The organism is Flavobacterium sp. 28YEA47A, assembly GCF_041262125.1.
GTDB lineage: Bacteria > Bacteroidota > Bacteroidia > Flavobacteriales > Flavobacteriaceae > Flavobacterium.
This window is the reverse complement of record NZ_JBGCCI010000004.1, coordinates 286,890-303,936: the sequence shown is the minus strand read 5'-3', so window position 1 is coordinate 303,936 and position 17,047 is coordinate 286,890. Positions and strand designations below refer to the sequence as shown.

At 37.4% G+C, this 17,047-nt stretch carries 16 protein-coding genes; 3 read left to right on the top strand and 13 right to left on the bottom strand.

The window, feature by feature from the left end; translation table 11 throughout:
- Nucleotides 1-75: 75 nt before the first annotated feature.
- The 8 genes from nuoF to aspS form a co-directional block, all read right to left on the bottom strand.
- Nucleotides 76-1,443, bottom strand: coding sequence for an NADH-quinone oxidoreductase subunit NuoF (gene nuoF, locus ABH942_RS07710; RefSeq protein ID WP_370030743.1), 1,368 nt, complete (start codon nt 1,441-1,443; stop codon nt 76-78).
- A gap of 1 nt (nt 1,444) precedes the next feature.
- Nucleotides 1,445-1,975, bottom strand: coding sequence for an NAD(P)H-dependent oxidoreductase subunit E (locus ABH942_RS07705; protein ID WP_370030741.1), 531 nt, complete (start codon nt 1,973-1,975; stop codon nt 1,445-1,447).
- A gap of 140 nt (nt 1,976-2,115) precedes the next feature.
- Nucleotides 2,116-3,351: an NADH-quinone oxidoreductase subunit D gene (locus ABH942_RS07700; protein ID WP_140000912.1), complete on the bottom strand. Its 1,236-nt coding sequence runs from the start codon at nt 3,349-3,351 to the stop codon at nt 2,116-2,118.
- A gap of 22 nt (nt 3,352-3,373) precedes the next feature.
- Nucleotides 3,374-3,895: an NADH-quinone oxidoreductase subunit C gene (locus ABH942_RS07695; protein ID WP_370030739.1), complete on the bottom strand. Its 522-nt coding sequence runs from the start codon at nt 3,893-3,895 to the stop codon at nt 3,374-3,376.
- 2 nt (nt 3,896-3,897) lie between these two features.
- On the bottom strand, nt 3,898-4,446 hold the full coding sequence (locus ABH942_RS07690; protein WP_140000910.1) for an NADH-quinone oxidoreductase subunit B: 549 nt from the start codon (nt 4,444-4,446) through the stop codon (nt 3,898-3,900).
- 120 nt (nt 4,447-4,566) lie between these two features.
- Nucleotides 4,567-4,932: an NADH-quinone oxidoreductase subunit A gene (locus ABH942_RS07685; RefSeq protein ID WP_140000909.1), complete on the bottom strand. Its 366-nt coding sequence runs from the start codon at nt 4,930-4,932 to the stop codon at nt 4,567-4,569.
- A gap of 304 nt (nt 4,933-5,236) precedes the next feature.
- On the bottom strand, nt 5,237-5,437 hold the full coding sequence (locus ABH942_RS07680) for a cold-shock protein (RefSeq protein ID WP_056071739.1): 201 nt from the start codon (nt 5,435-5,437) through the stop codon (nt 5,237-5,239).
- A 452-nt stretch (nt 5,438-5,889) separates the two neighbouring features.
- Nucleotides 5,890-7,635, bottom strand: a complete 1,746-nt coding sequence (gene aspS / locus ABH942_RS07675; protein ID WP_370030736.1) for an aspartate--tRNA ligase — start codon at nt 7,633-7,635, stop codon at nt 5,890-5,892.
- Between the two features lie 317 nt (nt 7,636-7,952).
- On the opposite strand from aspS, the gene ABH942_RS07670 reads away from it, so the two are divergent.
- The gene (locus tag ABH942_RS07670) at nt 7,953-8,300 is read left to right on the top strand and encodes a toxin-antitoxin system YwqK family antitoxin (RefSeq protein WP_370030734.1); all 348 of its coding nucleotides are present in this window, start codon (nt 7,953-7,955) and stop codon (nt 8,298-8,300) included.
- A 58-nt stretch (nt 8,301-8,358) separates the two neighbouring features.
- On the opposite strand, the gene ABH942_RS07665 is transcribed toward ABH942_RS07670, so the two are convergent.
- The 5 genes from ABH942_RS07665 to ABH942_RS07645 form a co-directional block, all read right to left on the bottom strand.
- Complete coding sequence (locus ABH942_RS07665) at nt 8,359-8,916, bottom strand: hypothetical protein (protein WP_370030732.1); 558 nt, start codon at nt 8,914-8,916, stop codon at nt 8,359-8,361.
- A 148-nt stretch (nt 8,917-9,064) separates the two neighbouring features.
- Nucleotides 9,065-12,238: an efflux RND transporter permease subunit gene (locus ABH942_RS07660; RefSeq protein ID WP_370030730.1), complete on the bottom strand. Its 3,174-nt coding sequence runs from the start codon at nt 12,236-12,238 to the stop codon at nt 9,065-9,067.
- A gap of 160 nt (nt 12,239-12,398) precedes the next feature.
- A complete protein-coding gene (locus tag ABH942_RS07655) occupies nt 12,399-13,460 on the bottom strand; it encodes an efflux RND transporter periplasmic adaptor subunit (RefSeq protein WP_370030728.1) in 1,062 nt (353 codons plus the stop codon).
- Between the two features lie 18 nt (nt 13,461-13,478).
- Nucleotides 13,479-14,825 (bottom strand): TolC family protein, encoded by a 1,347-nt coding sequence (locus ABH942_RS07650; protein WP_370030726.1) that lies wholly within the window; start codon nt 14,823-14,825, stop codon nt 13,479-13,481.
- A gap of 9 nt (nt 14,826-14,834) precedes the next feature.
- Nucleotides 14,835-15,455 carry a TetR/AcrR family transcriptional regulator gene (locus ABH942_RS07645; RefSeq protein ID WP_370030725.1) on the bottom strand — a complete coding sequence of 207 codons (621 nt, stop codon included), beginning with the start codon at nt 15,453-15,455 and terminating at the stop codon, nt 14,835-14,837.
- 172 nt (nt 15,456-15,627) lie between these two features.
- Between ABH942_RS07645 and ABH942_RS07640 the strand changes: the two genes are divergently transcribed.
- Together ABH942_RS07640 and ABH942_RS07635 are read left to right on the top strand one after the other, a co-directional pair.
- The gene (locus ABH942_RS07640) at nt 15,628-16,602 is read left to right on the top strand and encodes a polyprenyl synthetase family protein (protein ID WP_370030723.1); all 975 of its coding nucleotides are present in this window, start codon (nt 15,628-15,630) and stop codon (nt 16,600-16,602) included.
- A gap of 8 nt (nt 16,603-16,610) precedes the next feature.
- Nucleotides 16,611-16,964 carry a hypothetical protein gene (locus ABH942_RS07635; RefSeq protein ID WP_370030721.1) on the top strand — a complete coding sequence of 118 codons (354 nt, stop codon included), beginning with the start codon at nt 16,611-16,613 and terminating at the stop codon, nt 16,962-16,964.
- The last annotated feature ends 83 nt before the right edge of the window (nt 16,965-17,047 follow it).

Below are 17,047 nucleotides of genomic sequence, written 5' to 3'. Positions count from 1 at the left end.
TTTTATTCTTGATGTCTTTTGAGTTTCAAAGTTTCAAGTCTTTCGACTTTATGACCTTTTAACTTCTGACTAAATTTAAACTGTTTGCTTTCCAACCAAATGTCTTACCTTTTCAAAAGGTTCGTTTACAAAATGGTCTCTGTTTTTTATTTTTTCCGGGAAACGGACATGATATTCAAATTCATCTCTAAAGTGACGGATTGCAGCGGCAACTGGCCAGGCAGCAGCATCACCTAATGGACAAATTGTGTTTCCTTCAATTTTGCTTTGGATGCTCCAAAGCAGGTCAATATCTTCTTCGCGGCCATGGCCGTTTTCAATTCTGTGCAATACTTTTTCAAGCCAGCCTGTTCCTTCACGGCAAGGCGAACATTGTCCACAACTTTCGTGGTGGTAGAATCTGGCGAAATTCCAAGTGTTTCTAACAATACAAGCAGTGTCGTTATACACGATAAATCCGCCGGAACCTAACATCGATCCTGTTGCAAATCCACCATCGCTTAATGACTCGTATGACATCAGACGGTCTTCACCGTTTGCAGTCTTATAAATCAAGTTGGCAGGAAGTACAGGAACAGATGATCCTCCCGGAACAAATGCTTTTAAAGGTCTGTCGTCAATCATTCCGCCCAAATATTCGTCAGAATTCATGAACTCATCAACGCTAAGTCCCAATTCGATTTCATAAACACCCGGGTTTTTGATATGTCCTGAAGCAGAAATCAGTTTGGTTCCAGTTGATCTTCCAATACCTATTTTTGCATATTCAGCACCAGTATTATTGACAATCCAAGGCACTGCTGCAATCGATTCTACGTTATTTACTACTGTAGGGTTGGCCCAAAGACCAGAAACAGCAGGAAACGGTGGTTTGATTCGAGGATTTCCTCTTTTTCCTTCCAATGATTCAATCAAGGCAGTTTCTTCACCGCAGATATAGGCACCAGCACCACAATGAACATATAAATCTAAATTGTAGCCGGTTCCTAAAATGTTTTTTCCAAGCCATCCGGCAGCATAAGCTTCTTTGATGGCTCTTTCAAGAATTTTGTACACCCACATATATTCACCGCGGATGTATATATAAGATAAGTTTGCTTCTAAGGCATAGCTGGAAGTAATCATTCCTTCAATGAGAAGATGTGGAATGTATTCCATCAGGAAACGGTCTTTAAAAGTTCCCGGTTCTGATTCATCGGCATTACAAACCAAATGTCTCGGTTTTCCAGATTTTTTATCGATGAAACTCCATTTCATTCCGGTAGGGAAACCAGCACCACCACGACCTCTCAATCCAGAAGTTTTCACTTCTTCTACAACTTCGTCCGGTGTCATTGACTTCAGGGCTTTTTCTACAGAAGCATAGCCGCCATTTTGGCGATAGACTTCATACGTCTTAATCCCAGGAATACTCGCTTTCTCTAATAATATTTTCTTTGACATATTATTTATCGTGTAATATAACCTTGTTATCTCTGCAATCAGCAATCAGCTGGTCGATTTTGTCTTTCGTCAGATTTTCTTGGAAAAAGTCGCCAAGCTGCATCATAGGTGCATAACCGCAAGCTCCAAGACATTCAACTCCTCGTACTTCAAACATTCCGTCTGCCGTTGGCTCGCCAACGTTAACGCCTAGTTTGTCACAGGTATAATCCATCAGATTTTCAACACCTCTCAAACAGCAAGGTGAAGTCTGACAGAACTCGAACATATATTTTCCAATTGGTCTTTGGTTGAACATCGTATAGAAAGATACGACTTCATAAACCTCAATTGGTTTTATTTCGAGTATTTCAGCAACCTTATCCATCAGTTCAATGCTCAACCAGTTGTCATGTGCATCTTGAACATCATGCAAAACAGGCAACAGGGCTGACTTTTTCTTGTCTGCCGGATAATGGCTCAAAAGCTCGTTGATGCGTTCCATCAATGCTTCTGTGATATTTATTTCTTGTTTGATATGTAAACGTTCCATTTTCTATTTCAGATTTTTGATTTCAGATTCGAATCTGACATTCAAAATTTATACTCCTAAATATGTTGTGATTTATGATTTATGATTTATGATTTTTGCTGTTTCAAATCTTAAATCTTAAATCCCCAAATCTAAAATCTCTATGCGTCTAATTCTCCTGCAATTACGTTCAGACTTGACAGCGTGGCAATTGCATCTGAAAGCATTTGACCTTTTACCATTTCATTAAATGCTTGATAGTAAATAAAGCATGGTCTTCTGAAATGCAGTCTGTAAGGTGTTCTGCTTCCATCGGTTATCAGATAGAATCCTAATTCACCATTACCACCTTCAACGGGATGGTATACTTCTGTTACCGGAACAGGAATTTCTCCCATAACAATTTTGAAGTGGTAAATCAATGCTTCCATTGTAGTATAAACGTCTTCTTTTGGCGGAAGATAATAATCCGGAACATTTGCATGATAAGGTCCTTCCGGCATTTTTGCCAAGGCTTGCTTGATGATGCTGATACTTTCCCAAACTTCTGCATTTCTAACACAGAAACGGTCATAGGTATCACCAGATTTTCCAACAGGTATGTTGAATTCGAAATCTTCATAAGAACTGTACGGCTGCATAACACGGATGTCATAATCAACGCCGGTAGCTCTTAAATTAGGACCTGTAAAACCGTAACTCATGGCACGTTCAGCAGAAATAGGACCTACGTCAATAGTTCTGTCCATGAAAATTCTGTTACGTGACAGCAAATTTTCGAATTGTTCCCAAACAGGAGGGAATTCTTCAAGGAATTCGTTGATTTTTTGGAATGCAGCAGGGCTCCATTCTCTTTCAAAACCTCCAATTCTTCCCATGTTGGTCGTAAGTCTCGCACCACAGATTTCCTCGTAGATTTCGTAGATTTTTTCCCTGAATTGGAATACATACAAAAAGCCTGTTAAGGCTCCAGTATCCACACCAAGTACCGAGTTGCAAATAATATGGTCGGCAATACGCGCCAATTCCATTATGATTACTCGAAGGTATTGTACTCTTTTAGGGACTTCTATATTTAGCGCTTTTTCCAGAGTCATCCACCATCCCATATTGTTTATAGGAGACGAACAGTAATTCATCCTGTCGGTCAAAGGTGTTATTTGGTAAAAAGGTCTGTTTTCAGCAATTTTTTCAAATGCACGATGGATGTAACCCACGGTACCTTCACCTTCCACGATTCGTTCTCCGTCCATTAAAAGAATGTTCTGGAAAATTCCGTGCGTAGCAGGATGCGTAGGGCCTAAGTTCAGAATGGATAGCTCGCTTCCGTCTTCATTCTGTCTTTGTTTGATGATATCGGCATATCGTAATTCTGGTGGTAATAATAAGTCTGACATTATAGATATTATTTCAGTACTATTAGCAATTATCTGTTGTTCTTCCGAAGAAACGGTCGTCTTTGTCGGTTCTTCCGCCATCTTCCAACGGGAATTCTTTTCGCATTGGGAAGGAAACCATTTCATCCATGTTCAAGATTCTTTTCAACTGCGGATGGCCTTTGAAAATAATCCCGAAAAAGTCATAGGTTTCTCTTTCTTGCCAGTTAGCTCCAAGAAACAGGCTGGTAACCGAATCAATTTCCGGATTTTCACCATTCAAAAAGCATTTGATTCGGATTCTAACATTGTCTACCCAGTTATGCATGTGATACACTACGGCAAATTGTCTGTCTGTTTCAGCATCCGGATAATGAATGCCGCATAAGTCCGTAAGAAAGTTAAAACGCAATGTTTTATCGTCTCTCAGGAATTGCATTACTTCGAGAATTGATGTTGAATCTACTTCAAAAGAAAAAATATCGTGCTGTTGCGTAAAATCGCTTACTGTTAATTCGAAATTATCAACGAGCTTATTTTGTATGTCGGAAGTTTCTAAAGCCATTTTTAAGAAATGTTATAAGAAGCTAGTAATTCTTGATATTCTGGAGAACTTCTTCTCCTTACGGATTCAGATTTTACTAAATCCTGAAGGCGCATTACACCATCAAGAATCTGTTCCGGTCTTGGAGGACATCCAGGTACATAAACGTCTACAGGAATTATTTTGTCAATGCCTTGCAATACTGAATACGTGTCGAAAATTCCTCCTGAAGAAGCACAAGCCCCAACGGCAATAACCCATTTTGGTTCTGCCATCTGTTCATAAACCTGGCGTAAGATTGGCGCCATTTTTTTAGCAATCGTTCCCATAACCAAAAGCATATCAGCCTGGCGTGGTGAAAAGCTCATACGCTCTGATCCAAAGCGTGCAACGTCATAATGCGAACCCATTGTTGCCATAAATTCAATACCGCAACAAGAAGTGGCAAATGGTAAAGGCCAAAGAGAATTAGCACGGGCAAGTCCGACTACGGTGTCTAACTTTGTAGCGAAAAATCCTGTTCCCTCATATCCTTCGGGAACATCTACCATATTTATTTTTGAATCACTCATTTTTTTAGATTTTAGATTTTAGGTTTTAGATTTCTGATAAATCTAAAAACACGAATCTGTTTTCTCATTTTTATAAAATTGAAAAGATCTTAAATCGAAATTCTCAAATCAAAAAATTAATTATTCCCACTCTAACCCTTTTTTCTTCATAACGTAGTAAAAACCTACTACAAGAAGAGACATAAAGATTGCCATTTTACCTAATCCTGCCCAGCCCATTTCTTTAAAATTCACAGCCCAAGGGTACATGAAAATAACCTCGACGTCGAATAAAACGAATAAGATGGCAACCAAAAAGTACTTTACAGAAAAAGGGATACGGGCGTTTCCTACAGATTCGATCCCACACTCGAAGTTTTTGTCTTTGTTGACCGATTTTCTTCTCGGGCCTAAAAAACTAGAGCCAATAATTGTCATAACTACAAACCCGGTAGCAAGCAAAAATTGCATTAATATAGGGAAATAACTAGTCTGATCCGTACTCATAATGAATTTATTTTATAAAATAGTTACAAATATACGAGCCAATATTGAATTCACAGCCTTAGGGTTTCAATACTATATAGTATTGTCCTTAATTTTAATTTAGAATGAATAAAAATAACAAATAAAGAGATTTGTTTACATTATTCGTTTTTTAAATGTTTAAATCAAAACAAATGAAAAATTCATTTTTACTATTAAAAAAATGAATATAATTTAATTTTGTGTTAAATTAGAGAATATAAAAAAACCGCCCCATTTCTGGAGCGGTTAAGTTTTTAGGAAACTAAAAATAGTATGCTATATATTAGTTTTGAAGTACTGCAACTTGTGCAGCTACTTTACCTTTTCTTCCTTCTTCTTCTTCGTAAGATACTCTATCTCCCTCGCGAAGTTCTTCCGCTTTGATTCCTGAAGCATGAACGAAAATGTCTTTTCCTGTTTCTTCGTCTACAATGAACCCATATCCTTTGGATTCATTAAAAAATTTAACTGTACCTGTACGCATTGTAATAATAAAAATAATTAATAATGAACAAATGTAGTATTTAATATGATACGAAGTATAATTTTATGTTAATAAATTGAAAAAAAATTATTGAATAAAAAATCTTTTTGTGATTTTTCCCAAAATTCAATCGTTTGTTTTTCAATTTTTAAGCGAAATACCTCGTTTTTTTGATAATTTATTATAAAGATAATCTAAATATTATAAGAATTATTCAAACTCATTAATTCTGTAAAAAATCATCTTTTTGATGATATGTCATGTTAAATTTATTTATGGTTTAAGGGTGTCTTTCTTTGGTTTTTTGTATTCCAATCGGATGTTTTCGTCTTGCATTATTTCTCGTTTTTTTTGTAGTGCAATAAAACCGTTATAATGCGTTGCTTTTTGAAAGGATTTAATAAAGATTTAGGTAATTAGCATAAAAAAAGCCCCGAATTCGGGGCTTTTAATTATTTAAGTCGGATATGAAGTTCTTCCAATTGTTTGTCGTCAATTGCCGCAGGAGCATCAATCATCACGTCGCGTCCCGAATTGTTTTTAGGGAAAGCAATAAAATCGCGGATGGTTTCTTGTCCTCCTAAAATAGCAACCAGTCGGTCTAACCCAAAGGCCAAACCTCCGTGTGGTGGCGCTCCAAACTGGAAAGCATCCATCAAAAAGCCGAATTGGTTTCGGGCTTCTTCTTCGGTAAAACCAAGATATTTGAACATCAGCTGTTGTGTTGCCTTATCATGAATTCTGATTGAGCCACCTCCAATTTCGTTTCCGTTTAAAACCATATCGTAAGCATTAGCTCTTACGTTGCCCGGTTCGGTTTCAAGCAAGGCAATGTCTTCTGGTTTTGGAGACGTAAAAGGGTGGTGCATCGCATGATATCTGCCGCTTTCTTCGTCAAATTCCAACAATGGGAAATCTACTACCCAAAGCGGAGCGAAAACTTCCGGATTTCTTAGCCCCAAACGTGTTGCCAATTCCATTCTCAAGGCGCTTAATTGCGTTCTTGTTTTATTTGCAGGGCCGGAAAGAACCAAGATTAAGTCACCTGGTTTTGCACCGGTAACTTTTGCCCAGTTTTGCAAATCATCCTGGTCGTAGAATTTATCTACAGATGATTTAATACTTCCGTCAAGTTCGTATTTGGCATATACCATTCCGGTAGCACCTATTTGTGGTCGTTTTACCCAATCAATAAGGTTGTCGATTTCTTTTCTGGTATAAGAAGCACAGCCAGGAGCTGCAATTCCTACTACAAGTTCAGCGCTGTTAAAAACGGCAAACTCTTTATGTTGCGCCACTTTGTTCAATTCGCCAAATTCCATACCGAAACGAATATCCGGTTTGTCATTACCATACGTTTTCATGGCATAATCATAAGTAATCCTTGGGAATTTATCCACTTCGATTCCTTTGATTTCTTTTAACAGGTGGCGAGTTAGTCCTTCAAAAACATTCAAAATGTCTTCTTGTTCTACAAAAGCCATTTCACAGTCAATCTGTGTAAATTCAGGTTGCCTGTCGGCTCTTAAATCCTCATCACGGAAACATTTCACAATTTGGAAATATTTATCCATACCTCCAACCATCAGAAGTTGTTTAAAAGTCTGAGGCGATTGAGGCAAAGCATAAAATTGCCCTTCATTCATTCTTGACGGTACGACAAAATCACGAGCTCCTTCAGGAGTGGATTTGATAAGGTAAGGTGTCTCAATTTCACAGAAATCTAGGTCTGAAAGATATTTTCTAACCTCCATAGACACTTTATGACGGAAAAGCAAGCTGTTTTTCACTGGATTTCTTCTGATATCCAGATAACGGTATTTCATTCTGATATCTTCACCACCGTCTGTTTCGTCTTCAATCGTAAATGGGGGAGTTAATGCGGCATTCAAAAGGCTTAATTCTGAAACTAAAATTTCAATATCGCCAGTTGACATGTTTTTGTTTTTTGATTCCCGCTCTATAACAGTTCCTTTTACCTGAATAACAAATTCCCTGCCCAATGTTTTGGCCATTTCAAAAACAGCTGCATCGGTTCTTTCTGAATCAAAAATCAATTGTGTAATTCCGTAGCGATCGCGCAGGTCAACCCAGATCATAAAACCCTTATCACGTGTTTTTTGAACCCAGCCCGCAAGCGTAACTTCTGTATTAATATGTGAAGCATTTAATTCTCCACAATTATGACTTCTATACATTCTCAAAATTTTAGATGGCAAATTTAGTGATAATTGTCAATTATGAATTATGATTTTCAAATTATAAAGAGAGGAAAAAGTAAAATTTATATAGGCTGTAACCGTAGTTCTTAGCACTTTTTGCTTCCTAATTCAGTTTTGGACAGTATTATATGTTTTTTTTGGAATTTTGGGAATGCCTGTGTTTATAAGGCTTAAGGGAATTCCAATGTTAAGTTTTTATTTAATGTTACCAAATTGTTAAGTTAAAGTCTTTTAATTGTAAAGAAATAATTATATTTGTTAGAGAATTGTAAATAACCAAAAAAGACAGAATTATGAAAAAGTGTTTGATTATGGCAGTGATGCTGATTTCTGGAGTTGTTTTTGCGCAAAAAGCGGATCATAAATATGAAGTTGTAGACAATATGGTAAAGGCTACCTATTTTTATGATAATGGAAAAGTAATGCAAGAAGGATTCTATAAAGATGGGAAAGTTCACGGAAAATGGATTTCTTATGATGTGGAAGGAAACAAAAAATCTTTAGGAGAATATAATAACGGTGCGAAAACCGGAAAATGGTTTTTTTGGACAGATAATAATTTAAGTGAAGTTGATTATTCTGATAGCAGAGTTGCTGCAGTTAAAAACTGGAAGCAGGATGCTCTTGCAAACAGAAATTAAATCTGATTATCTTTCAAAAGAAAAATCCATTAGTAAATGCTAATGGATTTTTTTGTTCTTATTTTAAACTCCTGTCGCTGCTTTTTCCAGAACCAATTTCCTTGAAGGAAGCAATAATCTTATCCATCGGTTCCCTGAATTTTTCTTTGCTGCTTTCTACAGTCCAGATTACAATTTGGTAAAATCTGTCATTTCCTTCGACATAAGCGATATCGTAAAAAATAGGGATTTCATCAACTGTTCCGGTCAGTGTAAATGTCTTGGCTTTCAGTCCGTTGATTTGAGTGTCTTTTGTGTCTGTAAAAACACCATTTTTGATAGATGCTTCCAAGCTTCCCCTTAAAATTTGATAATAACCGTTGAAATCGGGAGTAAATTCAGTTGTGGCTTTTGCCGCATTGGCGAATTCCTCTCTAGGTTCATCTATGATAACGATATAAAATTCTTTAAAAGCATTTTGATATTGCAAAGAAGCCATGTCATGGAGACCTTTCGCTTTTGAAAGAAACGAAGGTAATTCTACAGAATATTTGTTTTTAACTGTTATGGTTTCGGTCTTGTCGGATGTACAAGAAAACAAGGAGACAAAAAGACAGAGTGTAATTATTTTTTTCATAGCATGGAATTTTACTGCAATATAAAAAATGCGGCCGAGATTTATTCTTGTCTGACAAGAAAATAAACTTTGGATGCCTCAAAAAAAATCCCGACTGAACACCTTCAGTCGGGAAATTTCAAGGTAATTCGTTTTTGGAACGATTTTTTTAAGAGTGTTTTGCAGTAAATCCGTCGTCGCTCAATTCTTTGTGCTCATAATCGGCTACCATTAATTCCTCATATTTTGTAGGCTCTTTGCCTTTGTTGAATCTTGCAATCAGGCTATCGAAAATAGCATACACCACAGGAACGATAATCAAGGTAAGGAATAACGAACTGATTAATCCTCCAATAATTACCCAAGCCAAACCGTTATTCATCTCGGCAGCAGCTCCGGAAGCCAATGCAATCGGCACCATACCGAAAACCATCGCAATCGTCGTCATCAAAATCGGACGAAGTCGGGCATGGTTCGCTTGGATTAATGCCATATAAGTCGTTTCGCCTTCAGCTTTTCTATGGTTCGCGAAATCGACTAGAAGAATCGCGTTTTTACAAACCAAACCAATAAGCATGATTACCCCTAAAATCGTAAAGATATTCAGCGAGTTGTTGGTCAAGGCCAACGCCATCAAAGCTCCGATAAAGGATAGTGGTATTGAGAATAAAACCACAAATGGATAAACAAAACTGTTATACAAGGCTACCATTACCAGGTAAACCAAAATAATAGCGGCTAATAAAGCAATTCCTAATGTACCGAAACCTTCTGCCTGGTTTTCCATATCACCACCCCAAACATAACTTACTCCGGTTGGTTTTTCTAATTTTGAAAACTGTGCTTCCCATTCTGCGGCAACGTCTCCGGAAGGTCTACCAATAGTCTGTGCTTTAATTGACACGGCAGTTGCCTTATCACGACGCTCCAGTAAGCTTGGTCCTGAACTTTCTTTAACGCTTGCAAATTGAGATAATTTAATTTGCTGTCCGGCATCGTTGATGAATACCAGGTCACTAACATTATTAATGTTGGAACGGTCGTATTCATTAAAACGGATATTGATGTCGTATTCATATTCTCCAGCACGGAATTTAGCATCCGTATTTCCATTAAATGCAGTCTGCATTGTTGTTCCAACGGTTTGTAGCGTCAGTCCTAAAGCAGCCATCTTGTCTCTGTCAACCTGAACGGCAATTTCAGGACTACCTTCTTCTACTGAAAGTTTGATTTCTGTAGCTCCTTTGATTTTCATCAGCTGTGCTTCTGCTTTTTTTGCAAAGGCTGTCGCACTTTCTAAATCCGGTCCGGTAACAGTTAAGAAAATTGGAGCTTCATCGGCACCACCCATGATACTTACAGGTACGGTTTTGATTTTGGCACCTACGAGAATTTTTTCCAATTCACGTTTCATTTTAGCTGCATAGATATAAGTTCCGTCTTCACGAAGCGATTTGTCAACCAGTTTCACGTCGATTTCTGCCTTGTAAACGGTAGCTTGGGTAGCACCAAAACCTTCACTGGTCTGTCCTACAGTGGTTACAATTTCTTCAATTTCTTTTTTATGTCTCAGGTAGTCTTCTGCTTTCTGGGCTATAAAGTTGGATTGCTCGATAGAAGCATCTTTTGGCAATTCAATCTGAACAAGGAATTGTCCACGGTCAATTTTCGGGAAGAATTCACCTCCAATGAAACCGGCACCAACCAATGCAAGCGAACTGAAAAATAATACAACAACAATTGCTAGGGTTGATTTCTTATATTTCAAAGACCATTTTAAAATGTCTGTTACCTTATGTGTAAACTTATCAAGACCTCTTTCAAATGCCAGGATAATTCTTCCGAAAAAGTTTTTGTTTGTTACGTGCTCTAATTTTCCATATCGAGAAGAAAGCCAAGGCACGATTGTAAATGACGATAGTAAGGATAACAACGTGGCGATAATAACGGTAACACAGAATTGAGTAATGATGTTAGCCACCAGACCTGTACTCATTGCGATAGGCAAGAATACGACCACGATAACCAATGTAATTGCGGTTACGGTAAATCCGATTTCTGCCGTTCCGTCAAAGGCTGCACGTACTTTGTTTTTACCCATTTCCATATGACGGTAAATGTTTTCCAATACCACAATCGCATCATCCACAAGAATACCAACCACTAATGAAAGCCCGAGTAAACTCATTAAGTTCAGGGTATAACCCATCATATATATTCCAATAAATGTAGCAATCAGGGAAGCCGGAATGGAAACCATTACGATAAAGGCGTTTCTGATACTGTGCAGGAAGAAAAGCATTACGAATGCTACCAGGAATACGGCCAGGAACAAGTCATGAATTACCGAGTCTGCTGCTGCCAATGTAAATTCAGAAGTATCGTTGGCTACTTTAAGTTTCAATTCTTGCTTGGAATAATCTTTTTCTATTTTAGCAATGGCAGCGTAGATTTCCTCACTCACTGTTACTGCATTCGCATCGGTCTGTTTGATGACCTGCAATACGATTGCATTGTTGGAATTGACACGCGCGATTTTCTCAACTTCTTTTTGCGAATCCTGAACATCGGCTACATCGCCAAGACGTATTTGAATTCCGTTTTTAGAGGAAATTACAAGGTTCCTCATTTCTTCTACATTCTTGTATTTTCCGGCAAGACGAACCAACATCGTAGTTTCTCTTGTCTGAATATTTCCGGTAGGGAAGTCAAGGTTCGAAGACAATATCATCTGCTGTACCTGAGGAACAGAGATTCCATAACCTTTTAGCTTGTTTTGATCAAGGCTAACCTGGATTTCCCTTTCTTCACCACCAACTAGGTTAACCTGAGCCACACCTTTTACACGCGAAAGTATCGGTTGGATTTTCTTGTCTAACAAGTCATAAAAAGCCACTTCATCCATTTTTGCGGTTGCTCCGATAGTAATTACCGGCAAGTCGCTCAAAGAGAATTTAGTCAGGGAAGGCGGATCAACATCTTCCGGTAAATCTTTTTCGATAGCGTTGATTTTCCTTTGGGCATCGTTAAGAGAATAATCCGCATCGGCTTCCGGTTCCAGAGTTACCATAACGATAGATAAACTCTCGATAGATTTCGATTCTACTTTCTTTACGTTTTCCAGAGAGGAAACGGCGTCTTCAATTTTTTTGGTTACCGTGTTTTCTACTTCCCCCGGAGAAGCTCCCGGATATACAGTAGAAATCGTAACCACGTTTATTTCAAACTTCGGGATCAATTCATAGCTCAATTGGCTGTAGCTAAACAGACCGCCGAGCGTAAGAATGATAAACAACACAATCACAAGGGTTGGTCGTTTGATTGATATTTCTGCTATTTTCATTTTATAAGTTTAAAGTCTTTAAAGTCAAAGATCATAAAGTTGAAAGTCGGAAAGTCGAAAGTTGTAAAGTTGGAAGTTGTAAAGCTAAAAGCCTCTTTTTTGCCAACTATCCGTTATCCACTATTAACTATCCATTATCAATTATGAGCTAAACTGTCAACTATTTTATTGGATTTACTTTTGTTCCGTTAGCAAGGTTGATTTGTCCACTAGTGACAACAATTTCACCGTCATTCAAGCCGTCTAATACTTCCACTTTATCGCCAAAAATGCGTCCGGCAACGATCTTTTTCAGTTTTGCAACATTGTTTTCTACAACAAATACCTGATTACTGCTCACACTTCCTACGAAAGCATTTCTAGGGATAATCTTAAGTGGTTTTTGTTGTGTAGCTTTTGATGTAAATTCAGCTGTTCCGTACATTCCTGCCTTGATTTCATTGTTAGGATTGTTTGTGATCTCGATTTCTACAGGGAAGTTTAATGATTCGTCTGCTTTAGGTGCGATGAAAGTAATTTTACCCGCGAATTCTTTATCTGGATATACGCTAACCTTAACTTTAACAGCAGATCCAACTTTTAAATCAGGAATCTGGTTTTCGCTAACAGCTACTTTCAATTTTAATTTTGAAACGTTTACCAATTCAAACAATTCTGTTCCAGGTGCTACAACAGAACCCGGTTCGATGCTCTTCTTGTTTACGATTCCATTAATGGAAGATTTGATTGTTGCATCTCCGTATGTAATTTTAGCTTGATCAAGTTTTGCTTTAGCATTTACAAGAGTCAGTTTTGCCTGGTCTAGCTGTTGTTGCGTAACACCACCGGTTTTATATGCGTTTTCATAACGTCTGCTGTCTGTTAAAGCATTTTGGTAGGCTGCATTAGCATTCTGCACGTCAATAGACAGTTGGTCGCCTTTTATGATAGCCAATGTCTGGCCAATTCTCACCTGGCTTCCTTCTTCTACCAAAACTTTGATAACTCTTCCTGAATTTTCTGCAGAGAATTTCAATTCCTGTGAAGGAATGAAGTTACCGTTTGCTACGAAATCAGAGTTGATAGCTTCTGTCTTTACTGTTGCAATTCGTACAGCAACGGTAGTGTTTTTTTCCGAAACGATTGCCGTTTCTGCTTCATTCTTCTTTTTATTGTTCATTAAAGTGAAGCCGATCAGTCCAAGGACGGCTACTCCAATACCTATATATATTAATTTTTTCATCTTTTGTATGATTGATTTTTAATTGATTAAAGTTTTTAGTTCTCCTTTAGCTTTGATCAGCTGTACTTCAGCCAGTTTGTAATCCAATAAAGCTGAGTTATAATTGTTTTGCGCTTCAACCAGTGAGTTCTCCGCATCAAGCAGATCGGTCAGTGTAGCCAGTCCGTTATAATAATTGTTTTTTGTATCGCTTAACACTTCTTCGGCCAGCCTTACGTTCTCTTTCTGATTATTGATTGTGATAATACTATTGTTTATCTGCGTTTTCGAATTCTCATAGGCCAAATCAAGAGAAAGTTTTGTTTCTAACATATCTTCCTTAACCTGCTTCAATTCGATATCAGCCTGACGAACTTTCGCTCTTGTTCCAAATCCGGTAAAGATTGGGATTTTCAAATCCAATCCTATGATGGAATAATCTGACCAGTAAACACCTTCTGATGAAGAAGCTCCCAAAGGCAATTTAGGCCCCTGCCCAATATAATTATAGCTTCCAGAAATAGCTAAGGTTGGGTAATACTCGGCAACTATAGATTTTTTCTGATAATCCAAAAGCTGCTCTTGCTTTTTCAACAATGCATATTCTGTTCTTTGGGTCGAATCAGGTTGCTCTGAAAGCGCCTGAGGCGTTATTTGAAATTCTGTCTGCGGAATCTCGATAATCGTTTCTATAGGCATTCCCATATAGAATTTCAAAGAGTTTTCCTGTAACTGTACATCATTGATTAACTGCTGACGTTGCGTGTTGATGTTGTGCAACTTTACGGTAATACGATCCAAGTCAATTTTTTTCGCAAGCCCGTTATCAAGCTGGCCTTTGATAATTTCTTTCACTTTTGTAGTGTTTACAAAGTTACTGTCGATCACAGAAAGTTTTTGTCTTTGTACAAAAACCTGATAGTAATTGTTGGCAACTCGTTCAATTACCTGTTCTTCTGTAAGCTGCTGATTGATTTGGTAAAACTCACGGGTTGTTCTGGCTGCTTTTAAACCGGTAAATACGGCCTGGTCAAAAATGTTTTGCGTTAAGGAAACGCCGCCTACCGAACTCCATTTTTGTCCTAAAGGAGCTAAGATGGTAGTGCCCGGTTGTCCGAAAAAATCACCCGGTAAGGCATTTAACTGTAATATTGGATTGTAAGTCACATTTCCATGAGCCGAGATTTGTGGCAAAGCTCTGGAGCGTACTTCTTGGATTTGGTATTCGCTATTCTCTACTTTAAGCTTGGCTTTTTTAGCATCGGATTTGTTTTCCAAAGCATATTGGATGGCGTCTTTTAGCGTTAGCTTTCGGGTCTGTGCCTGAATGCCTTGCGAAAAAATGAATCCGATCAGCAGGATAGCGAGTTTGTTCATACTCTTCATCTGATTTAATTATTTATTATTGATTGATTTTGATTGTTTCCCAAATAAGGTATTCATGATAATTTCTTTTCTGTCATCAAGGATTTTTTCATATTCTTCATCCGTCAGGCGCATGGTTTTTTGAAAAAGAGGACGCATAGAAATAGGAAAAGAGATTAGCGAAACCATATTAATTATAAACTGTATTGGTTCCATTTTTTCGATGGTTCCATTTTCCATTTCGATAAGCACTTCTTCATAGAATTTTTTAAGCATTCGTTCCATTCCTTCTTCATCCTTAAAATAGCAGCCCTGGTTAAATTGAGTTACGAGGTAGATTTCCATGTAAGGATATTCTTTCGCCATTACAAAAGAATCGTCTATAAATTCTTCAATTTTCGCTTTAAAAGGCAATTCTGAAAAAACAATTGACTCGGTTCTTTGTTGTTCTTTTTCTTGCGCATCGGCAAAAACGATTTCAAACAATTTATCTCTGGAGCGGAAATAGTAATTTATCAAAGTCCTGTTAACTCCCGCGGCATCAGCTATTTCCTGAGTGGTTGCATTAAATTTTCCTTCACCAAAAAATAATTTCTTGGCAGTTTTTTTAATCAAATCCTCAGTAGCTTCATCTTTATTTTTAACATACATAGTGTTTAACATTTTTGTTAAACAAAATTATTAAATAATTTATTTTGACAAATTTGTCAAACTTAATTTAACTTTTCTTTAACATAAAACGTTTTCGAGACGGTGTGAATTTTAGAATGGGGAAAGTTTGTTGTGGTATAAAGAATACCGTAATTTAGCCAAAATTATTTTTATGCATTCCATCAGTGAATATCAGGATGGCTTTTTAAATTATCTTGAAAGCCAAAAGATTGTCAAAGAGCCAAAATCACTATACGAACCTATTCAGTATATATTGTCGTTAGGAGGAAAAAGGATTCGTCCTATTCTGACATTGATGGCAGCCGAGATTTTTGATCAAGAATATAAGAAAGCATTGCCGGCAGCTTTGGCAGTTGAAGTGTTTCATAATTTCTCCCTTGTTCATGATGATATAATGGATGATGCGCCGCTTCGCCGGGGCAAAGAGACAGTTCATGAAAAATGGAATATCAATACGGGTATCCTTTCAGGTGATGCTATGCTAATTCTGGCGTACCAATATTTTGAAAAGTATGAGCCGGTAATCTTCCAGTCTTTGGCAAAACTTTTTAGCAAAACAGCACTTGAAGTATGCGAAGGACAGCAATGGGATGTGGATTTTGAAACCCGTGATGATGTTACGATTCCGGAGTATCTAAAAATGATTGAATATAAAACCGCTGTGCTCGTTGGAGCTGCAATGAAGATGGGTGCAATTATAGCGGAGACTTCTGTTGAAAACGGTGAAGCGATTTATGATTTCGGATTAAATCTTGGTATCGCTTTCCAGTTGCAGGATGATTATCTTGATGCATTCGGAAATCCGGAAACATTCGGGAAGCAGGTAGGTGGTGATATAATTGAAAATAAAAAGACCTATCTTTATTTAAAGACACTGCAGTTTGCAACACCGGAAGAAAAAGAACAGCTGCTGCACTTATACTCTATACAGCCTACGGACAATTCTGAAAAGATAAATTCTGTAAAAGAAATTTTTAATCATACCGGAGCATCAAAAGCAACTCAGGAAGCCATCAGGGAATATACGTTTAAGGCTTTTGAAACATTGGAAAAATTAAATATTGGCCAGGATAAAAAAGCAGTACTAAAGGCTTTTGGAGAAAATTTGATGAGTCGAAAAGTTTAAAAAACACTATGAATTTTATTGCACCTATAAATACTGATAATTTACTTTCTGAAGCCGAGAAAGAAAATCTGTATTTGAAATTGCTGGAACAAGTCAATAAGGACTTTAATTTTGCGAATGAGCCTATTGATTTTCCATTAAGCACCAAGCCTGTAGAATTGAAAATCCAACTGCATGAAAAAGTGTATAGGCTGATTCAGCATAAGTTTGCGGAATATTTGAACCTACTTTATATTATTGACGTTCCTGAAGCTGAGGTCAAAAAATTAGATGGCTCTGATTTAGTAGAGCTTTCCGAGCAAATCGTTTTTCTTATTCTGAAAAGAGAATGGCAAAAAGTTTGGTTTAGAAATAGGCTTTAAAAAGGTTCTAAGGTTCTGAGGTACTAAGGTTTTTAGTTCTCTTATAGCCAGATGATTTCGGATTAATTTGATTTCGAATTTTA

What these genes read in the sequence shown, in the direction of transcription:
- aspS (WP_370030736.1), bottom strand. Translation starts at nt 7,635, where the DNA reads ATGTATAGAAGTCATAATTGTGGAGAATTAAATGCTTCACATATTAAT.
- ABH942_RS07645 (WP_370030725.1), bottom strand. Translation starts at nt 15,455, where the DNA reads ATGTATGTTAAAAATAAAGATGAAGCTACTGAGGATTTGATTAAAAAA.
- ABH942_RS07690 (WP_140000910.1), bottom strand. Translation starts at nt 4,446, where the DNA reads ATGAGTGATTCAAAAATAAATATGGTAGATGTTCCCGAAGGATATGAG.
- ABH942_RS07650 (WP_370030726.1), bottom strand. Translation starts at nt 14,825, where the DNA reads ATGAAGAGTATGAACAAACTCGCTATCCTGCTGATCGGATTCATTTTT.
- ABH942_RS07640 (WP_370030723.1), top strand. Translation starts at nt 15,628, where the DNA reads ATGCATTCCATCAGTGAATATCAGGATGGCTTTTTAAATTATCTTGAA.
- nuoF (WP_370030743.1), bottom strand. Translation starts at nt 1,443, where the DNA reads ATGTCAAAGAAAATATTATTAGAGAAAGCGAGTATTCCTGGGATTAAG.
- ABH942_RS07680 (WP_056071739.1), bottom strand. Translation starts at nt 5,437, where the DNA reads ATGCGTACAGGTACAGTTAAATTTTTTAATGAATCCAAAGGATATGGG.
- ABH942_RS07655 (WP_370030728.1), bottom strand. Translation starts at nt 13,460, where the DNA reads ATGAAAAAATTAATATATATAGGTATTGGAGTAGCCGTCCTTGGACTG.
- ABH942_RS07665 (WP_370030732.1), bottom strand. Translation starts at nt 8,916, where the DNA reads ATGAAAAAAATAATTACACTCTGTCTTTTTGTCTCCTTGTTTTCTTGT.
- ABH942_RS07660 (WP_370030730.1), bottom strand. Translation starts at nt 12,238, where the DNA reads ATGAAAATAGCAGAAATATCAATCAAACGACCAACCCTTGTGATTGTG.
- ABH942_RS07700 (WP_140000912.1), bottom strand. Translation starts at nt 3,351, where the DNA reads ATGTCAGACTTATTATTACCACCAGAATTACGATATGCCGATATCATC.
- ABH942_RS07670 (WP_370030734.1), top strand. Translation starts at nt 7,953, where the DNA reads ATGAAAAAGTGTTTGATTATGGCAGTGATGCTGATTTCTGGAGTTGTT.
- ABH942_RS07705 (WP_370030741.1), bottom strand. Translation starts at nt 1,975, where the DNA reads ATGGAACGTTTACATATCAAACAAGAAATAAATATCACAGAAGCATTG.
- ABH942_RS07685 (WP_140000909.1), bottom strand. Translation starts at nt 4,932, where the DNA reads ATGAGTACGGATCAGACTAGTTATTTCCCTATATTAATGCAATTTTTG.
- ABH942_RS07635 (WP_370030721.1), top strand. Translation starts at nt 16,611, where the DNA reads ATGAATTTTATTGCACCTATAAATACTGATAATTTACTTTCTGAAGCC.
- ABH942_RS07695 (WP_370030739.1), bottom strand. Translation starts at nt 3,895, where the DNA reads ATGGCTTTAGAAACTTCCGACATACAAAATAAGCTCGTTGATAATTTC.